This window comes from Parashewanella hymeniacidonis, from assembly GCF_016900895.1.
Taxonomy (GTDB): Bacteria; Pseudomonadota; Gammaproteobacteria; order Enterobacterales; family Shewanellaceae; genus Parashewanella; species Parashewanella hymeniacidonis.
Window position 1 is genome coordinate 19,820 of the sequence record NZ_JAFEUN010000042.1, and the last position, 16,827, is coordinate 36,646.

15 protein-coding genes are annotated in these 16,827 nt (G+C 39.7%); 9 read left to right on the plus strand and 6 right to left on the minus strand.

Annotated elements, in window-relative coordinates; translation table 11 throughout:
• Positions 1 to 35: 35 nt before the first annotated feature.
• On the minus strand, positions 36 to 2,168 hold the full coding sequence (gene pta / locus JQC92_RS10155) for a phosphate acetyltransferase (RefSeq protein ID WP_204999559.1): 2,133 nt from the start codon (positions 2,166 to 2,168) through the stop codon (positions 36 to 38).
• 62 nt (positions 2,169 to 2,230) lie between these two features.
• A complete protein-coding gene (gene ackA, locus JQC92_RS10160) occupies positions 2,231 to 3,430 on the minus strand; it encodes an acetate kinase (protein WP_204999560.1) in 1,200 nt (399 codons plus the stop codon).
• Positions 3,431 to 3,570: 140 nt separating this feature from the next.
• Between ackA and yfbV the strand changes: the two genes are divergently transcribed.
• Positions 3,571 to 4,008: a terminus macrodomain insulation protein YfbV gene (yfbV, locus tag JQC92_RS10165; RefSeq protein ID WP_129946388.1), complete on the plus strand. Its 438-nt coding sequence runs from the start codon at positions 3,571 to 3,573 to the stop codon at positions 4,006 to 4,008.
• Positions 4,009 to 4,014: 6 nt separating this feature from the next.
• On the opposite strand, the gene pflA is transcribed toward yfbV, so the two are convergent.
• Both pflA and pflB read right to left on the minus strand, forming a co-directional pair.
• Positions 4,015 to 4,755, minus strand: a complete 741-nt coding sequence (pflA, locus tag JQC92_RS10170; protein WP_204999561.1) for a pyruvate formate lyase 1-activating protein — start codon at positions 4,753 to 4,755, stop codon at positions 4,015 to 4,017.
• Between the two features lie 99 nt (positions 4,756 to 4,854).
• Positions 4,855 to 7,140, minus strand: a complete 2,286-nt coding sequence (gene pflB, locus JQC92_RS10175; RefSeq protein WP_204999562.1) for a formate C-acetyltransferase — start codon at positions 7,138 to 7,140, stop codon at positions 4,855 to 4,857.
• 587 nt (positions 7,141 to 7,727) lie between these two features.
• Here pflB and JQC92_RS10180 point away from each other — a divergent pair.
• From JQC92_RS10180 to JQC92_RS10190, 3 genes are all read left to right on the plus strand, one after another.
• Positions 7,728 to 8,321, plus strand: a complete 594-nt coding sequence (locus tag JQC92_RS10180) for an HvfX family Cu-binding RiPP maturation protein (protein WP_204999563.1) — start codon at positions 7,728 to 7,730, stop codon at positions 8,319 to 8,321.
• A 155-nt stretch (positions 8,322 to 8,476) separates the two neighbouring features.
• Positions 8,477 to 9,025: an NAD(P)H nitroreductase gene (locus tag JQC92_RS10185; protein ID WP_129946401.1), complete on the plus strand. Its 549-nt coding sequence runs from the start codon at positions 8,477 to 8,479 to the stop codon at positions 9,023 to 9,025.
• Between the two features lie 110 nt (positions 9,026 to 9,135).
• Positions 9,136 to 9,636, plus strand: coding sequence for a GNAT family N-acetyltransferase (locus JQC92_RS10190; protein ID WP_129946392.1), 501 nt, complete (start codon positions 9,136 to 9,138; stop codon positions 9,634 to 9,636).
• 295 nt (positions 9,637 to 9,931) lie between these two features.
• Here JQC92_RS10190 and JQC92_RS10195 read toward each other — a convergent pair whose 3' ends face one another.
• Positions 9,932 to 10,864, minus strand: a complete 933-nt coding sequence (locus JQC92_RS10195; protein ID WP_204999564.1) for a LysR family transcriptional regulator — start codon at positions 10,862 to 10,864, stop codon at positions 9,932 to 9,934.
• Positions 10,865 to 10,985: 121 nt separating this feature from the next.
• On the opposite strand from JQC92_RS10195, the gene JQC92_RS10200 reads away from it, so the two are divergent.
• From JQC92_RS10200 to JQC92_RS10220, 5 genes are all read left to right on the plus strand, one after another.
• Complete coding sequence (locus JQC92_RS10200) at positions 10,986 to 12,065, plus strand: efflux RND transporter periplasmic adaptor subunit (protein ID WP_239480509.1); 1,080 nt, start codon at positions 10,986 to 10,988, stop codon at positions 12,063 to 12,065.
• A gap of 3 nt (positions 12,066 to 12,068) precedes the next feature.
• Positions 12,069 to 15,140, plus strand: coding sequence for an efflux RND transporter permease subunit (locus JQC92_RS10205; protein ID WP_204999565.1), 3,072 nt, complete (start codon positions 12,069 to 12,071; stop codon positions 15,138 to 15,140).
• Between the two features lie 80 nt (positions 15,141 to 15,220).
• Positions 15,221 to 15,673, plus strand: a complete 453-nt coding sequence (locus JQC92_RS10210; RefSeq protein WP_204999566.1) for a GNAT family N-acetyltransferase — start codon at positions 15,221 to 15,223, stop codon at positions 15,671 to 15,673.
• A 35-nt stretch (positions 15,674 to 15,708) separates the two neighbouring features.
• The gene (locus JQC92_RS10215; RefSeq protein WP_204999567.1) at positions 15,709 to 16,098 is read left to right on the plus strand and encodes a hypothetical protein; all 390 of its coding nucleotides are present in this window, start codon (positions 15,709 to 15,711) and stop codon (positions 16,096 to 16,098) included.
• A gap of 70 nt (positions 16,099 to 16,168) precedes the next feature.
• The gene (locus JQC92_RS10220; RefSeq protein WP_204999568.1) at positions 16,169 to 16,549 is read left to right on the plus strand and encodes a hypothetical protein; all 381 of its coding nucleotides are present in this window, start codon (positions 16,169 to 16,171) and stop codon (positions 16,547 to 16,549) included.
• A 4-nt stretch (positions 16,550 to 16,553) separates the two neighbouring features.
• On the opposite strand, the gene JQC92_RS10225 is transcribed toward JQC92_RS10220, so the two are convergent.
• A partial coding sequence (locus tag JQC92_RS10225; protein ID WP_204999569.1) for a hypothetical protein occupies positions 16,554 to 16,827 on the minus strand: 274 nt, incomplete at its 5' end.

The window sequence follows — 16,827 nt, forward strand, 5'->3', positions numbered from 1 at the left end:
AAAAGCTCCTCAAATTGAGGAGCTTACTTAGACATTTACTGAGTTGCCTGAATCGCAGTCAGAGCAATGGTATAAACAATGTCGTCCACCAATGCGCCGCGAGATAAGTCATTCACAGGCTTACGCATACCTTGAAGCATTGGACCAATACTGATCAAATCAGCACTTCTTTGTACAGCTTTGTAGGTTGTATTACCCGTATTTAAATCAGGGAAAACAAATACCGTCGCTTGACCAGCTACTGGGCTGTCAGGAGCTTTAGAACGGGCCACGTTTTCCATTACAGCAGCATCATACTGAAGTGGGCCATCAATCATTAGATCAGGGCGTTTTGTTTTAGCAATTTCCGTTGCTTCACGCACTTTTTCTACATCACTACCTGTTCCAGATGTGCCAGTTGAGTAACTGATCATGGCAACTTTAGGGTCAATGCCAAATGCTTTTGCTGAGTCTGCTGACTGAATCGCAATATCTGCAAGTTGCTCAGCGTTTGGAACTGGATTAATCGCACAGTCACCATACACAAATACTTGGTCAGGCATCAACATAAAGAAGATGGATGAGACTAAGCTTGAACCTGGTGCAGTTTTAATCAATTGCAATGGTGGGCGAATGGTATTTGCCGTAGTGTTCACAGCACCAGAGACAATGCCATCAACCTCATCATTTGAAAGCATCATTGTACCTAATACCATGTTGTCTTTTAACTGCTCTTTAGCGACAACCTCAGTGAGTCCTTTATGACGACGAAGTTCAAGCATTGGTTCCACATAGTTATTGCGAACCGCTGTTGGATCGATGATCGTAACGCCTTCGCCAAGATCAACTTGTTGCAGCTCAGCGGTACGACGGATTTCATCTTCATTGCCTAAAAGTACGCACTTAGCAATACCGCGCTCTGCACAAATGGCTGCAGCTTGAATTGTTCTTGGCTCTTCGCCTTCAGGAAGTACAATGGTTTTAGCTGCTGCACGAGCAAGTTCTGTCAGCTTATAACGGAATGCTGGTGGTGATAAACGATGTTCACGCTGTGTGCCTTTAGCAATACTTTCTACCCAGCTGGAATCAATGCTTTGAGCAACGAATTGCTGAACAGATTCGATACGAACAGAGTCATCAACGGGCACTTCGTGGTCAAAACGTTGGATATTTAATGATGTTTGCCATGTATTGGTATCGATCATAAACACCGGAAGCCCAGTTTCAAACGCTTGGTTACAAAGCTTTAGAATTTCAGGTTCAGGCTCGTAGCTGCCAGTGAGTAATAAGGCACCGATTTTAACGCCGTTCATGGCAGCTAAACAGGCTGAAACAATCACATCTGAGCGATCACCTGAGGTGACAATCAGTGAACCTGTTTTTAGGTGAGTTACCATATTTGGAATACTGCGAGCACAGAAGGTTACCTTACGAAGGCGACGAGTATGCATATCACCAGCATTTAAGATTTTTGCACTCAAATGTTTAGCTAAGTCAGATGCTCTCGGTGCAACAAGCTCAACGTTGTATGGCACTTTACCAAGGATTTTAACTGGTGGTTGCTTCGGCATATCAAAGCTATCAATAGCCGGCTCATTATTACCATCAGGATCAAATACTTCTGAAAGGTCAGGGCGAGTTCGACCCTCTTCATCAACAGGTGCATTGACTTTGTTGATAATGGCACCAATCAAACTTTTATTCTTTTTACCACCCCAAGATTGGTGAGTGATCTTTAGACGGCTATTAAATTCTGCTGGAGTATCAGTACCTGGTGTTCCAACGAATACAACATCAGCATCAAGTGCTTTAGCAATTGCTGAGTTAATCTCATCAGCAAATGGATGTTGTCGAGTTGGCACTAAGCCTTCTATAACCAGTAATTCAGTGTTATGAGCACAAGAAGAAGTGCGAGCAATGATTTGCTCCATCAGAACATCAGTTTGTTCTGAGCTGATAAGCTTTTCTGCATAACCCATTGAAAATGGTTCTAGCGGGTTCACCGTAGGTGAAGTACTAAGAATTGTCGTCGAACGCTCAGGGCCATGATCACTTGGTCTCAGTTGAGAGATTGGTTTAAAGAATTGCACTTTAATACCGTGCTGCTCAAGGGCGCGTACCATGCCAAGACTGATTGAGGTTAAACCTACGCTAGTACCCATCGGGACAAGCATAATTTTCCGCGTCATAGTGACTCCAAAGTGACAACGTAAAACAGAAACGCCGCTTTTCAGCGGCGACCTAAAGTAACTTACTTATTGATAAGTTTAATTGAATCTTGTGCAATTACCCATTCTTCATTGGTTGGGATAACCATTGCAATCGGGCTACCTTCAGCAGTGATGACACCTTTATTACCAAAGCGTGCAGCTTGGTTACGGGCTTTATCAACATTGAAATTGAAGATGCTTAAATGGTTTAGCACTTTTTCACGGATTAAATCAGAGTTCTCACCAATACCACCTGTAAAGATAATGGCATCTAAACGACCCAGTGGAACGGTATAAGACGCAATGTATTTTGCAAGACGATAGCAGAAGATTTCTAGTGCTAGTTTTGCACCTTTATGTCCTTCTTCATAGCCTTCTTCAATACCACGGCAGTCGTTAGTGAGTTCAGATATTCCAAGCAGTCCGCTTTGCTTGTTCAGTAAGTTATTTACTTCATCAAGGGTGTAGCCAAGCTGATTAACTAAGTGAAAAATGATTGAAGGATCAAGATCGCCAGAACGAGTACCCATCACTAGACCTTCAAGCGGCGTTAGCCCCATAGAAGTGTCAACACTCTTACCGTTTTTAATGGCTGTTACTGAAGCGCCATTACCCAGATGAGCACAAATTACATTAGTTTCTGAAATATCTTTATTCAGAACTTTTGCAGCTTCACGGCTAACAAATAGATGGCTTGTGCCATGCATACCATAGCGACGTACACCATTTTCTCGATACAGTTTGTATGGAAGAGCATAAATAAATGATTCTTCAGGCATTGTTTGATGGAAAGCGGTATCAAACACTGCAACCTGAGGAAGATTTGGAAATGAAGCTTGTGCTGCGCGAATTCCGATTAAATGAGCAGGATTATGAAGAGGTGCAAGAGAAACACATTCTTTGATACCTTTAACTACTTGCTCATCAATAACGACTGAGTGTGTGAATTTCTCACCACCATGAACTACACGGTGACCGATAGCTTGTATTTGCTCAGCAAGTTCTGGTTGTGCAGCTAGGATTTTATTTACAATAAACTCAATTGCTTCGCGATGAGCGGTAAAAGCACCTAAATCAGCTTGTTGCTTTTCACCATTAGTTTTCCACTTAATTCTTGAATTTTCTAAGCCAAAACACTCGGCTAGGCCTGAAATTCTGTCTTCACCTGTTTGGGCGTCCATAACCGCAAACTTTAGTGACGAACTACCGCAATTAAGCACTAAAACAAATTGATTGGACATGGTTAAACCTTCTGCAATTGTGTATTAAATTTAATTCATAAATAGCCCAAAAAGCAGTTTTGGGCTTGAAAACTGGTTTCCATAGCATTCGCTATGCTATGCTCAAATTAGAAGTATTAAGTCGGGAGACCTTTCAAACAATGACAATTATAAAAAAATTACGTACTGGTCATCGTTATATGAAAACTTGGCCTATGGTAAAACAACTAGGTTATTTCTTTCCCGAATATCGAGTAGTCAAAGCTACTCAAGTTGCCATTTTTTCAATGCCTTTATTGGCAATTGTTAGCTGTGGCTCACAGCTGTATTTTTCTGGTTGGGATGCATTACCACAAGCCGTTTGTTATGCACTGTTCTTTTTAAGCTTGCCACTCCAAGGGCTCATTTGGCTTGGTTGGCGTGCTGAACACCCTTTACCGTTAACTATTTTTAGCTGGGGACAAGAGCTTTGTTCAAAACTGACTTCAATGGGAGTCCATTGTAAGCCGCTCACTGCGAAAGCGTGTTATTTCGATATCGCTTTGCTTCTAAAAACTGCTTTTGAGCGTCTTGAGCCTGATTACTGGGAACAACTTTAACTTTTTCTAATAGCTTGCATTAATTCCCATATCGGTAAATATTTTCTTCACTTCTTCCATGACTTCTCGTGATGGAGGATGTATCTCTGTGAGCTGATAATCTTCTCCCATCGCTTCCCATTTATGCTTACCTAATTCGTGGTAAGGAAGTAATTCAACCTTTTCGACATTGGTCATGGGTTTTACAAATTCAGCTAACTTTTTTGCGGACTCAATATCTTCAGTAAATCCACCAACGACAACATATCGAATCCATGTTTTCTGATTCTTTTTCGCTAAGTATTCTGCAAATTGTAATGTTCGGTGATTACTGACTTTAGTAAGCAATATGTGTTTGTCATCATCCATTTGCTTTATATCGAGTAATACTAGGTCGGTATTATCTAACAATCTATCTATGTCTGCTGTGTACTTGCGCACAAAACCGTTAGTATCGAGACACGTGTGTAAATTTTCTTTTTTACAGGCTTCAAATAAATCAGCAACAAATTCAGCTTGAAGAATGGCTTCGCCGCCACTGGCAGTAACACCACCATTACTCGACTCTAGAAAAGGGCGATATGTTGTTATTTGAGACATAAGTTCATCAATAGTGACTTCTTTACCGCCGTCTAAATCCCAAGTGTCTCGATTATGGCAATATTGACAACGCATTAAGCATCCTTGCATAAAGGCGATAAAACGGATGCCTGGACCGTCTACAGTTCCAAAAGACTCCACTGAATGAATGCGACCATTAATTGCCATGAGTTTACCTAATAAATAGTGCTATTTCTGAAATACAAACGGATGAACTTTAGAAATAACACTGCCAACAAACGAATCTGTTGGCAGTGATTTTAAGCCTTACAGAGACTTAGTGAAAGTACGTGCGATAACGTCTTGTTGCTGTTCTGTGGTCAGTGAGTTGAACCTCACTGCGTAACCAGAAACACGGATTGTTAGCTGTGGGTACTTGTCTGGATGAACAACGGCATCTTCAAGCATCTCACGGTTCATCACATTCACGTTCAAGTGTTGACCACCTTCACGGTTATCGTTATGAGCAAAATAACCGTCCATCAAAGCTGCAAGGTTCTTACGACGACTGTCATCATCTTTACCCAGTGCGTTTGGCACGATAGAGAAAGTATATGAAATCCCGTCTTGTGCGTGAGCAAATGGCAGTTTCGCAACAGAAGTCAAAGAAGCAATTGCACCATTTTCGTCACGACCGTGCATCGGATTTGCACCTGGAGCAAATGGAGCACCTGCTGGACGACCATCAGGAGTATTACCTGTCTTCTTACCATAAACCACGTTTGAAGTGATGGTTAAGATAGATTGTGTTGGAATTGCATCACGGTACATTTTCTTGTTGCGGATTTTCGCCATAAAGCGTTCAACAAGATCGCAAGCAATGTCATCAACACGAGGGTCATTGTTACCAAATTTCGGATAGTCGCCACTGATGTCGAAATCAACAGCAATACCATTTTCATCACGAACAGGTTTTACTTCAGCAAATTTGATTGCTGACAAGCTGTCTGCTGCAATAGAAAGACCGGCGATACCACAAGCCATAGTACGACGAACATCACGATCATGTAGCGCCATTAATGCTGCTTCATAGCTGTATTTGTCGTGCATGAAATGGATTGAGTTTAGTGCAGTCACATATTGTGTGGCTAACCAGTCCATTAGGGTATCAAGACGGCCCATTACATCATCGTAATTAAGTACATCATCAGTAATCGCATCAGATTTAGGAGCTACTTGCGCTTTTGATTTTTCATCAACGCCACCATTGATAGCGTAAAGCATGGTTTTCGCTAAGTTGGCACGAGCACCAAAGAACTGCATGTGTTGTCCAATAATCATTGGGCTCACACAACATGCAATTGCATAGTCATCAGATTCAAAATCAGGACGCATTAGGTCGTCATTTTCATACTGAATAGAGCTGGTATCGATAGATACTTTAGCACTGTACTTTTTGAAGTTTTCAGGAAGCTTATCAGACCAAAGTACGGTGATGTTTGGCTCTGGGCTTGGTCCCATAGTGTAAAGCGTATTCAAGAAACGGAAGCTGCTCTTAGTAACAAGAGTACGACCATCTAAGCTCATACCAGCTACAGATTCTGTTGCCCAAATTGGGTCACCTGAGAACAACTCATCGTATTCAGGAGTGCGTAGGAAACGAACCATACGAAGTTTCATTACGAAATGGTCAACCATTTCTTGAGCTTGTTCTTCAGTGATTACGCCGTTCTTAATATCACGTTCGATGTAGATATCTAGGAAAGAAGACGTACGGCCAAGAGACATTGCAGCACCGTTTTGGCTCTTAACTGCTGCTAGGTAACCAAAATAAGTCCATTGAATAGCTTCTTGTGCATTGACGGCAGGGCGAGAAATATCGGAACCGTATTTAGCCGCCATTTTTTTCATTTGTGCAAGTGAACGATGTTGCTCTGCAATTTCTTCACGAAGTTGCATTACTTCAGCTACTTTTTCACCAGCTTCAAACTGAGCTTGAAGCGAGTGGAATTGAGCTAGCTTGTCTTTCATCAAGAAGTCGATACCGTAAAGTGCAATTCGGCGGTAATCACCAATAATACGACCACGACCATAAGCATCAGGTAAACCCGTCAGTACACCCGACTTACGACAAGCAAGGATTTCTGGAGTATACACATCAAAAACACCTTGGTTGTGTGTTTTACGAAGCTCTGAGTATACGTATTTGACATCAGCATCTAATTCACGGTCATAAGCTTTACAAGAACCTTCAACCATTCTGATACCACCGTTAGGTAGCATTGCACGTTTAAGTGGTGCATCAGTTTGTAAACCAACAATCGTTTCAAGGTCTTTGTTAATGTAACCAGCATCATGAGATGTGATGGTTGAAACCATTTTTGTATCAAAATCAACAGGTGCGTGAGTACTGTTCTCTTGCTTGATACCTTCCATGACTTTAGCCCACAGAGTATTTGTTGACTCTGTAGCACCTGCTAAGAAAGATTCATCACCTTCATAAGGAGTATAGTTTTTTTGGATGAAGTCACGGACGTTAACTTCTGATTTCCAATCACCTGAGTTGAAGCCTTCCCAAGCGTTACTGAATAATTCTGCATTTTCGGTTGTCATACCACTACCTTCTATTTGGAAATAATGCAAATTGGCCTATGAGCTGTAACTTTAAAAAAGAAGCTGAAAGCTACAAGGGCATCGGTCAGCATTTAAAAATAACATTTTGGTTTGCTTCTTACTGTATGAAAAACAGCATAAAACAAATCAAAATCTCACTCTGGGTAATTGGTCTTACCAATTAATAGTGATGCTAACATAGTTATCTTTTATTAGCATTGTGTCATGTCACATTATAGGTACTTTATTTTGGTTTTTGATTTCTAGATAGTATTTTAAGTGACAAGGTTAAGCAGGAATTCAGAATAATAATAATGATCTGTAAAAAGTAAAAGAATTGACTGTGATATGGCATGTTTTTATGTAATGACAAACTGCCTTGTTCCCTTGCTGTAGCAAGAATACACTCACTATTTTATTTAATCATTCTAAGGACAAGCAAAGATTAAAATTTAGACTATAGTTTAGCGGTAGTTAAACTTGAAAAAATACTTTTTTGCTAAAAGTTTTGGTTTACGTGAAATTTTGTGCTCTGTCTAAGGGTCTTTCACTGATAATTGACACTATTGCGTATATGGGGATAATCCATGGACTTAACTCAACTTTATAAAAAATTCCTCGGCTTAGTAGGAAACATTGAAGGGCTTGCGCCATTAGCTCTAAGAATTTATCTCGCTCCGATTTTACTTCAAGCTGGTTACAACAAGTACAGTCACTTTAGTGACACCGTTGCTTGGTTTGGTAATCCTGATTGGGGATTGGGCTTACCATTCCCAGCTGTAATGGCAACTCTTGCGGTTGGAACAGAATTAGTTGGTTCAGCTTTACTTCTAATTGGTTTAGCAACTCGTTTAGTTGCAATACCTTTAATGGTGACTATGTTAGTAGCGGCATTTACAGTGCATTGGGAAAACGGCTGGTTAGCGATTGCAGATCCAAGTTCTTGGTTAGCCAATGAACAAGTTATGGCTTCTGCAGATAAGTTATCTCGTGCGAAAGAAATTTTACAAGAAAATGGTAATTATGATTGGTTAACTTCTTCCGGAAACTTTGTTGTATTGAACAACGGTATTGAGTTTGCGATTACCTATTTCTTAATGTTATTTGCTGTATTTGTAATGGGTGGTGGTCGTTACTTTAGTCTTGACTATTACATAGCTAAGAAAAACGGATTAGCGTAATCTATTACTAAAATAATTAAATAAGCCGCACAGTATTGCGGCTTATTTATATTTCGATTTTGAATGTGTTCGCTGTATTTTTGTTATCAATGAATTGAATCTCGGAATCGGTAACTGTATATTCAACTAAAATAATTCAAATAATGGATATCACTTTGGAAGCTAAAGAATTACTTCTTACCAGACATTCATCCCCACGTTTAATTGAGCCTGGTCCAACGAAAGATCAGTTAGAGTTTATTTTGGATGCAGGGGTTCGAGTTCCAGATCATGCGAGCCTGACTCCTTGGGAATTTATCGTAATTGAAGGTGAGGGCACAAAAAAGTTTTCTGATATTTTGGTTAAAGCTGCAAAAAGAAATGATGCCCACCGTCAAGCTCTCGATAAAGCAGCGATGATGCCTTTTAGAGCGCCAACTATTATTGCTATTGTTGCTACTTACAAGCCACATGCAAAAGTGCCTAAATTAGAGCAAGCTATTTCAGCGGGTTGTGCTGTTATGGCAATGCAACAAGCCTGTTTCACTTTAGGTTTAGGAAGTATTTGGAGAACAGGTGAATACGCATATAACACTACTGTTAAGCGTGAAATGGCAATAAATGATAATGATGAAATTGTAGGCTTTCTTTATATCGGTATGCCACCAAGCCCTGTACCTGAAAAAGCTGCAAAAAAAGGTGAAGATTTTACGCGTTACTTGTAGTCATCAATTCATTAATTTTTTTACATATTCATTTATCAAAATATTTTGGTGCTAAAGTTAGTTAAGTGAAAAAACTAACAGCATCGAAATTTTTTGGTATGGAGTCATGAATGCCACTGATAACTACTGAACGGTTATTGATAAGATTTGTTGATGACTCAGATCTTGATTTTATTTTCGAAATAGTCAACTCGCCCGGTTATATACAATTCATTGGCGATAACCGAGTCAGAAGTAAAGAACATGCGAAAGCTTATATAATGAATGGCCCTAAAACCAGCTATCAACAGTATGGTTTTGGATTATTTCATGTGAGTTTGAAATCTACTGGTGAGGCTATTGGCCTGGCTGGATTAACCAAGCGAGAGTATTTGTCTTTTCCGGAGCTTGGTTATGCATTACTTCCTCGTTATTGGGGGAATGGTTACGCCAAAGAAGCAGCTAAAGCAGTGGTTGACTGGGGCTATCAACAAATGAACATTAAAAGGATTATGGCGTTAGTTAAACACGATAATCCAGGTTCACAATCTGTTTTAAGGAGTGTTGGCTTTAAAAATGTGCGAGATATTGCCGTGCCAGATGAAGACGAGCCAATGCTTCTGATGGGTTAGAGGCCGTTCCCGATTAACTATTTCGGTTTGCTGTTGTAGATTTTTTGTTTGTTCAAGGCGGCGAATGTGAGGTGTAGTTACTCTACATAATCATTCGTTAACGCAGAAGAAACGAAAAATATACACAGCCCTTTGGGTTACACCTAAAATTGGCAAACTCTTTGTTACTCATCTTTCATTGATCGACATACAAAACTTTCGTTACTGCGTTTAGCCCACTAAACTTCTTTCTTCGTGCCTCGATTTTGCCAACTTTAGGCAGTAACAAATCGAAATGACTAATTGGGAGCGGCCTCTAGAGCCAATACTCTTCATCGATGGATTTACTGGTAAAATCAAAGCCATTATTTTTCACTTCTTTCAGCACAAAATCGATGAATTCTTTAGCCGGCCTACTCAAGTAGGCCCTTGAAGGGTAAACGATGTTGTATATTCCCTTTACCGATTCAATCTCGGGTAACACTTTTATTAAATCACCATTTTCTACTTGTGATTGCACGAAGTCATTAGGTAAACATGCAATACCTTTTCCTTCAATGGCGGCCATTTTTGCAAATGCAACACTATTGGTAATCAAATTCCCTTTAAGCTTAATGTTGCCAAGATTTGAAAAGTCTGACGTATCGTTAATAACTTTACTGCTCATAAAGCGATATAAAATACAGTTGTGTTTTTCTAAATCCATTGCTGAACACAAGTTTCCATGTTCTTCTATATATGCGGGGCTAGCGTAAAAATGGACTTCTCTTTCGAATAAGGGACGGACCACAAGATCTGCGTCTTCTGTTTGGATGCCAATCCGGAAAGCAACATCTAAGTTGTGCTTCACCATATCAAGCGGCTCTGTTGTCACCAATAGTTCCACATCAATCTGTGGGTGTTTGTCTATAAAAGAAAATATGAGTGAACACAGATGGCTTGCTTTAGGGAGTGGCAACATCTGTATTCTTAGCTTGCCTGACAGCGGAGCTTTATCGGTATTTAAACCACTCACTAGGTTCTCTAACTCAGAAATCATCGAGATTGTTTGCTGGTAAAATCGCTCTCCAGCTGCAGTAGGAACCATTTCTCTGCCGTGGCGATGAAAGAGTTTAATAGACAACTCTTCTTCTAAAGATTTTAATCGACGACTGATTGTTGATTTAGGAATGCTTAATTGAGCGGCAGTATCGTTAATGCTTTTTTTCTCGACTATTCTGTGGAAAAGTGAGATATCTTCTGTCTTCATATAATTTTACCTGCTGCTAAATCTGTTCCACTTTATGCAACGAATACTCCCATTTAAAACCGTATTTTGCAACGATAGTTCGAAGTATAATTTCAGCAATTTTTTATATGGATCTTTTGAAATGTTTAAGCCACGTTATATCAGTATCTTAATTGCAAGCATGTTGTTTATGACTGCTTGTAGTCCTAAACAAGAAGTTGTGACTTCTAGTGAAGTTATTCAACCAGTGAAGCTATTTACGATCCCGAGTGAAGAAAGCCGTAATACTAGGACTTATCCTGCAAAGGTGGCTGCAAACAAGCAGGCTGATTTATCTTTTAGAGTCAGTGGTGTCATGGAAAAGAGGCCGCCATTCGAAGGTGTTCAAGTTAAAAAAGGTCAGTCACTAGCAAAATTAGAAGATAAAGATGCCAAAAATAATCTGTTAAACCGTGAAGCTGATTATGAGCTAGCGAGTGCTGAATTTAAACGTGTCCAAAAGTTACTTAAACAAAAACTGATCTCGCAATCAAATTACGATACAGCCAAAGCCAAGCAAAAATCAGCTGATGCAGCACTGGCCTCTGCTAAAGATCAACTTAGTTATACTACCCTTTATGCACCATTTGATGGAATCGTCGCTAAAGTTAGCGTAGATAACTACCAGGTGGTTGGTGCAAATCAAGCGGTTTTAACACTGCAAAAAAACGACAGTGTAGATTTAGAAGTTCAAATTCCAGAATATTTAGTCGCCAAGTATTCAGTGAATGAGCGTTATAAAAAAATAAAGAGCTCAGCACAGTTTATTGGCGATAAAAATCATACTTACCCAGTCACTCTCAAAGAATTTACAACTCAAGTCACTCCGGGCACTCAAGCATATGAAGTGGTTTTTAGTCTTGCACAACCAAAAGACTTAAAACTACTTCCTGGTATGACTGCCGAAGTCACTTTTATTTTGCCAAATGATGGGCCTGATCATGTTTATCCTGTTGTTCCTTTGTCTGCTGTCGAGAATGCTGATGCCAATGGTGAGTCTGTGGCTTGGGTTTTCAGCAATGGGCAAGTAAAAGAACGAACAATTAAGTTAGGAAAAATCACCGATGATGGCATTCAGATCATTAGTGGCTTAACTGCAGGCGAGCAAATCGTTTCTGCCGGAATCCAACACTTATCAGAAGATATGAAAGTTAAGCCTTTAAAATGGGAACGTGGAGTTTAAACCATGAATATCGCACAGTTTTCCATTGAGAGAAAAGTCATTAGTTGGATGTTCGTACTGATTTTACTGATTGGCGGCGCAATTTCATTTACTGGGTTAGGGCAATTAGAATTTCCTGAATTTACGATTAAACAGGCCCTAGTAAATACAGTATACCCTGGCGCATCACCTGAACAAGTTGAAGAAGAGGTTACCCTCCCGCTTGAAGATGCTATTCAGCAATTGGATGCAGTTAAACATGTAAAGTCGGTTAATAGCGCAGGTTTATCTCAGATTGAGATTGAAGTTTATGACTCGTATGGGCCTAAAGAACTTCCGCAAGTTTGGGATGAAGTACGTCGAAAAGTAAATGATTTACAAGGTCAATTTCCTCAAGGTGTTCAGAAACCTCAAGTCATCGACTATTTTGGTGACGTTTTTGGTTTGCTGTACAACTTAAATGGCGACGGCTATACATCGAGAGAGCTGAAGAATTACGCAGACTTTTTACGCAGAGAGTTGGTACTTATTGACGGCGTTAAAAAAGTATCGGTAACAGGCAATATTCCTCAGCAAATTTTTGTTGAGATCTCTCCAGAAAAGTTGGTAAGTCTTGGTTTAAGTCCTGCTTCAATTTTCAGAACCATTCAACAACAAAATGTCGTATCAAATGCAGGGAGCATTCGCATTGATAACAACCGTATTCGGATTCACCCAACAGGTGAATTTAAGAATATTGATGATTTGCGAAATCTTCTCGTAAGTCCACCTAATAGTACTAAATTGGTGTATCTAAAAGATATTGCTAAGGTTTACAAGGGCTATAGTGAAACACCACGTGTGCTTTATCACAATCAAGGTGAACCTGCGATTTCAGTAGGTATTTCATTTGCTTCAGGCGTCAATGTTGTTGATGTGGGCAATGCGGTAAAAGCTCGATTGACAGAACTCAAAGATCGTCAGCCTTTAGGGATGGAACTGAATAAAATTTATGACCAAGCACAAGTTGTTGATACTACTGTAACGGGTTTCGTTATCAATTTGGCTGAATCTGTAGCCATTGTGATCGGTGTTTTGCTTCTATTCATGGGAGTACGCTCTGGTATTTTAATGGGCTTAATTTTGTTGCTGTCTATTCTTGGTACTTTCATCGTTATGAAAGTGATGGGGATTGAGTTACAAATCATTTCTCTTGGAGCATTGATTATTGCACTGGGTATGCTGGTGGATAACGCTATTGTCGTTACTGAAGGTGTGATAATCGGTTTAAAGCGTGGGCAAACTCGTTTACAGGCTGCTAAAGGTATTGTATCTCAAACCCAATGGCCATTATTAGGCGCAACGGTTATTGCCATCATTGCATTTGCTCCTATTGGTCTTTCGCAAAATGCCGCCGGTGAGTTTTGTCGCTCATTGTTCTATGTGTTATTAATTTCACTGTTTATCAGCTGGATCACCGCAATAACCCTAACGCCATTCTTCTGTAATATTGCATTTAAAGATGGCGAGCAAAAAGCTGACGATGGAAGTAATGATCCATACAAAGGCATTGTGTTTACGGTTTATGGTAAAGTACTTTCTGCGGCGATTCATCATCGTGCAGTAACAATCTTATTGATTGTTGCAGCACTTGGTGGAGCAATTGCTGGCTTTGGCCATATTAAAAATGTATTTTTCCCTGCCTCAAATACACCGATTTTCTTTGTGGATGTTTGGTTACCTGAAGGTACTGATATTAAAGCCAACGAAAGTTATATGCAGAAAATCGAGAAAGACATCCTTACTAGTGAAGCTGAACACAAAAATGGTGTAGAAAACCTAACAACAGTAATCGGTCAGGGCGCACAGCGTTTTGTTTTGCCTTATGCACCAGAAAAAGGGTATGCAGCTTATAGCCAGCTATTGATAGAAATGAAAGATCTTGATTCTCTTAAAAGCTATATGCCTAGACTGCAAGATCAGCTAAGACAGAAATATCCTGAAGCTGAATTTAGATTTAAACCTTTGGAAAATGGTCCTTCACCAGCCGCTAAAATTGAAGCACGCTTTTATGGGGATGATCCTATTGTTTTACGTGAGCTTGCCGCTAAAGCTGGAGCAATTCTAAAAGCTGAGCCCACTGCAGATAATGTACGACAAAATTGGCGTAACCAAGTGATGATTATTCGTCCACAAATCGCAGCGCCACAAGCGCATGCTCTAGGTATTACAAAAACAGAAATTGATGATGCGCTACACACTAACTATTCAGGAAAAGTGATTGGTAGTTATCGGGAAACTTCACACATTTACCCTGTTGTTGCTCGAGCTCCACAAGCTGAAAGACAAGATGCAGACAGTGTGTCTAAAATTCAGGTATGGAGTAATAAAACCTCTTCGTTTGTACCTTTGAATCAAGTAGTGTCTGAATTTAAGACTGAGTGGGAAAATCCATTAATAGTTCGTCGCGACAGAAAACGAATGATTGCTGTTATGGCTGACCCTAAACTTGGTGTTGATGAAACGGCCGACTCCGTATTCAGAAAAGTGCGTGATAAAGTTGAGCAAATTAAACTCCCGCACGGATACAAGTTAGAATGGGGGGGAGAATACGAAAGCGCTGGTGATGCTCAAAAAGCTGTATTCAGCTCAATTCCTATGGGTTATCTAGGGATGTTTTTGATCACTGTATTATTGTTTAACTCGGTAAGGCAGCCACTCGTTATTTGGTGCACTGTACCTTTATCAATTATTGGGATTGTTGCAGGCCTGTTGTTATTTGATGCTCCATTCAGTTTTATGGCTTTGTTAGGAATGTTAAGTTTGACAGGAATGGTGATCAAAAACGGCATTGTTTTGGTGGATCAAATTAATCTTGAATTGAGCAATGGTAAAGAACCTTATGCCGCAGTAATTGATTCATCGGTGAGTCGTGTTCGACCGGTTTTGATGGCTGCAATTACTACCATGCTTGGTATGTTGCCACTGATCAGCGATGCTTTCTTTGGGTCAATGGCGATTACGATCATTTTTGGTTTAGGCTTCGCTTCTATTTTAACGCTGTTAATTGTGCCAGTACTTTATACTGTATTCTTTAAAATCAGAGTTCGAGCATAGCAACCTAATGATTCAAAAAGTTAGCGACCGTTTAAATTCCGTCTTACTATTAATTCATCGGAGTCAAAATTGGTGAATCAATGCAATATCAAATTTCAAAAGCAAAAATTGAAGATGTAAAACAAGTCGCAGTTCTTTTCGATAAATATCGACAATTCTATGAGCAGAAAGGTGATGTATCGCTTGCTGAGCACTTCATTCGCTCTCGAATATACGATGATAGTACGTTAATTTTTCTTGCCAAGAATGAAGAGGGCGAATTAGGTGGTTTCTGTCAGGTATTCCCTACATTTTCATCTTTGTTAGCTAAAAAGGTCTTCGTACTTAACGATGTTTTTGTTGCTCATAACCATAGGCGAAAGGGGATTGCCAAAGCGTTAACTTCCAAAGTTATTTCTATGGCAAGGATAGAGGGAGTTAATCGAGTTGAGCTAAAAACTCACCATGACAACCTGATTGCGAAAAACCTTTATGAAGGTTTAGGCTTTAAATGTGATGATCAATTCTTATCATACGAACGAGAAATAATTTAGTATTATTAGCATATTAATATGATAAAGAGGTTTATATGAAAACAGGATTGAAATTACTACTGGTATTTCTCTTCCAAGCTTTTTCTGTGTTTGCAGCTACTCCAGAACAAAAATTAGTGGATGAAGCGTTATCATGTGCTTCGTATTATCAAATCAGTAGCCGTGCTCTGGAGCAAATGAATGTGCCTCAGATGAAGAACGTTGCTGAAAGGCTTAAAGGCTCTGAAAAACTAGCGATTAAAATTGCAATAAAATATGATAAGGATGCAGAAGCTAAGCTCCAAAAAGTGATGCAACAACAAATGAGTGTAATGAAGAACTCAACGGGATTAAAAGATATGATCGCTAAGTACAGACAACAATGTATGACTTTGCTATCAGATCCTGACAAACGTCTCGATTATTGGGAGATGGCGTTGATGTGAAATAATTTTCGTTGATCCTCGTTCTTAATACTGAGTGTAGTGGGAAATTATAGTAAAAGATGAGAAAACTATGATCTTTGGATTGGGTTTGATAGGTGCAGCTATTTGTCTTTATTGCCATATAATGAGCAATAAAAACTCTATATCAGGTGCGAACACAATGCTATCTTCTGAAAAAGATAAATTAGCGTTGTTCAACTTTAGTTACATTGTTGTTTTACATGTAATAACAGGGGCTGTATTGGCAGTAGCAGCATTTGACGTTATTTCTAAAATGCATATTTTTGGTTTAATGTCATTTATTTCTCTGCTCTACCTTCTTTTCTTCGTTTGGCGAAGTTACTTAGGTTTTGTTGTCGGTCAACCTTATAAGAAATTAGATTACCTAGAGACGTTAGGCTTCTTAATAACAGGGCTCTCAGCTGTCGGTGGGTTATATTTCGTAAAATAAAACGTTATATTTTATTAGGCACTTCGAACATTCGAAGTGCCTTTTTTGTTTGCCCAGCGAAGCTGGCAAACCCGACAGGTTGAAAGAAACCTGTATCGCCCCGACTGAGGGGAAGATAATCCGAATGGCAAGGGCGTTGTTGGCTAACGGCAGGGTCTGAAGGAAGCCATAGGAAGTTAGAGGAACACAGCGAAAGTGAACCTGATTCGGCATAATAGAGAGGTAAGCGTCCGAAATAGCGCAACGCCAAATACTCAGTCAGCTCTATTGTGTGTTTG

What these genes read in the sequence shown, in the direction of transcription:
- JQC92_RS10220 (WP_204999568.1), top strand. Translation starts at nt 16,169, where the DNA reads ATGATCTTTGGATTGGGTTTGATAGGTGCAGCTATTTGTCTTTATTGC.
- yfbV (WP_129946388.1), top strand. Translation starts at nt 3,571, where the DNA reads ATGACAATTATAAAAAAATTACGTACTGGTCATCGTTATATGAAAACT.
- JQC92_RS10210 (WP_204999566.1), top strand. Translation starts at nt 15,221, where the DNA reads ATGCAATATCAAATTTCAAAAGCAAAAATTGAAGATGTAAAACAAGTC.
- JQC92_RS10190 (WP_129946392.1), top strand. Translation starts at nt 9,136, where the DNA reads ATGCCACTGATAACTACTGAACGGTTATTGATAAGATTTGTTGATGAC.
- pflB (WP_204999562.1), bottom strand. Translation starts at nt 7,140, where the DNA reads ATGACAACCGAAAATGCAGAATTATTCAGTAACGCTTGGGAAGGCTTC.
- JQC92_RS10200 (WP_239480509.1), top strand. Translation starts at nt 10,986, where the DNA reads ATGTTTAAGCCACGTTATATCAGTATCTTAATTGCAAGCATGTTGTTT.
- JQC92_RS10180 (WP_204999563.1), top strand. Translation starts at nt 7,728, where the DNA reads ATGGACTTAACTCAACTTTATAAAAAATTCCTCGGCTTAGTAGGAAAC.
- JQC92_RS10215 (WP_204999567.1), top strand. Translation starts at nt 15,709, where the DNA reads ATGAAAACAGGATTGAAATTACTACTGGTATTTCTCTTCCAAGCTTTT.
- JQC92_RS10195 (WP_204999564.1), bottom strand. Translation starts at nt 10,864, where the DNA reads ATGAAGACAGAAGATATCTCACTTTTCCACAGAATAGTCGAGAAAAAA.
- pflA (WP_204999561.1), bottom strand. Translation starts at nt 4,755, where the DNA reads ATGGCAATTAATGGTCGCATTCATTCAGTGGAGTCTTTTGGAACTGTA.
- JQC92_RS10205 (WP_204999565.1), top strand. Translation starts at nt 12,069, where the DNA reads ATGAATATCGCACAGTTTTCCATTGAGAGAAAAGTCATTAGTTGGATG.
- pta (WP_204999559.1), bottom strand. Translation starts at nt 2,168, where the DNA reads ATGACGCGGAAAATTATGCTTGTCCCGATGGGTACTAGCGTAGGTTTA.
- ackA (WP_204999560.1), bottom strand. Translation starts at nt 3,430, where the DNA reads ATGTCCAATCAATTTGTTTTAGTGCTTAATTGCGGTAGTTCGTCACTA.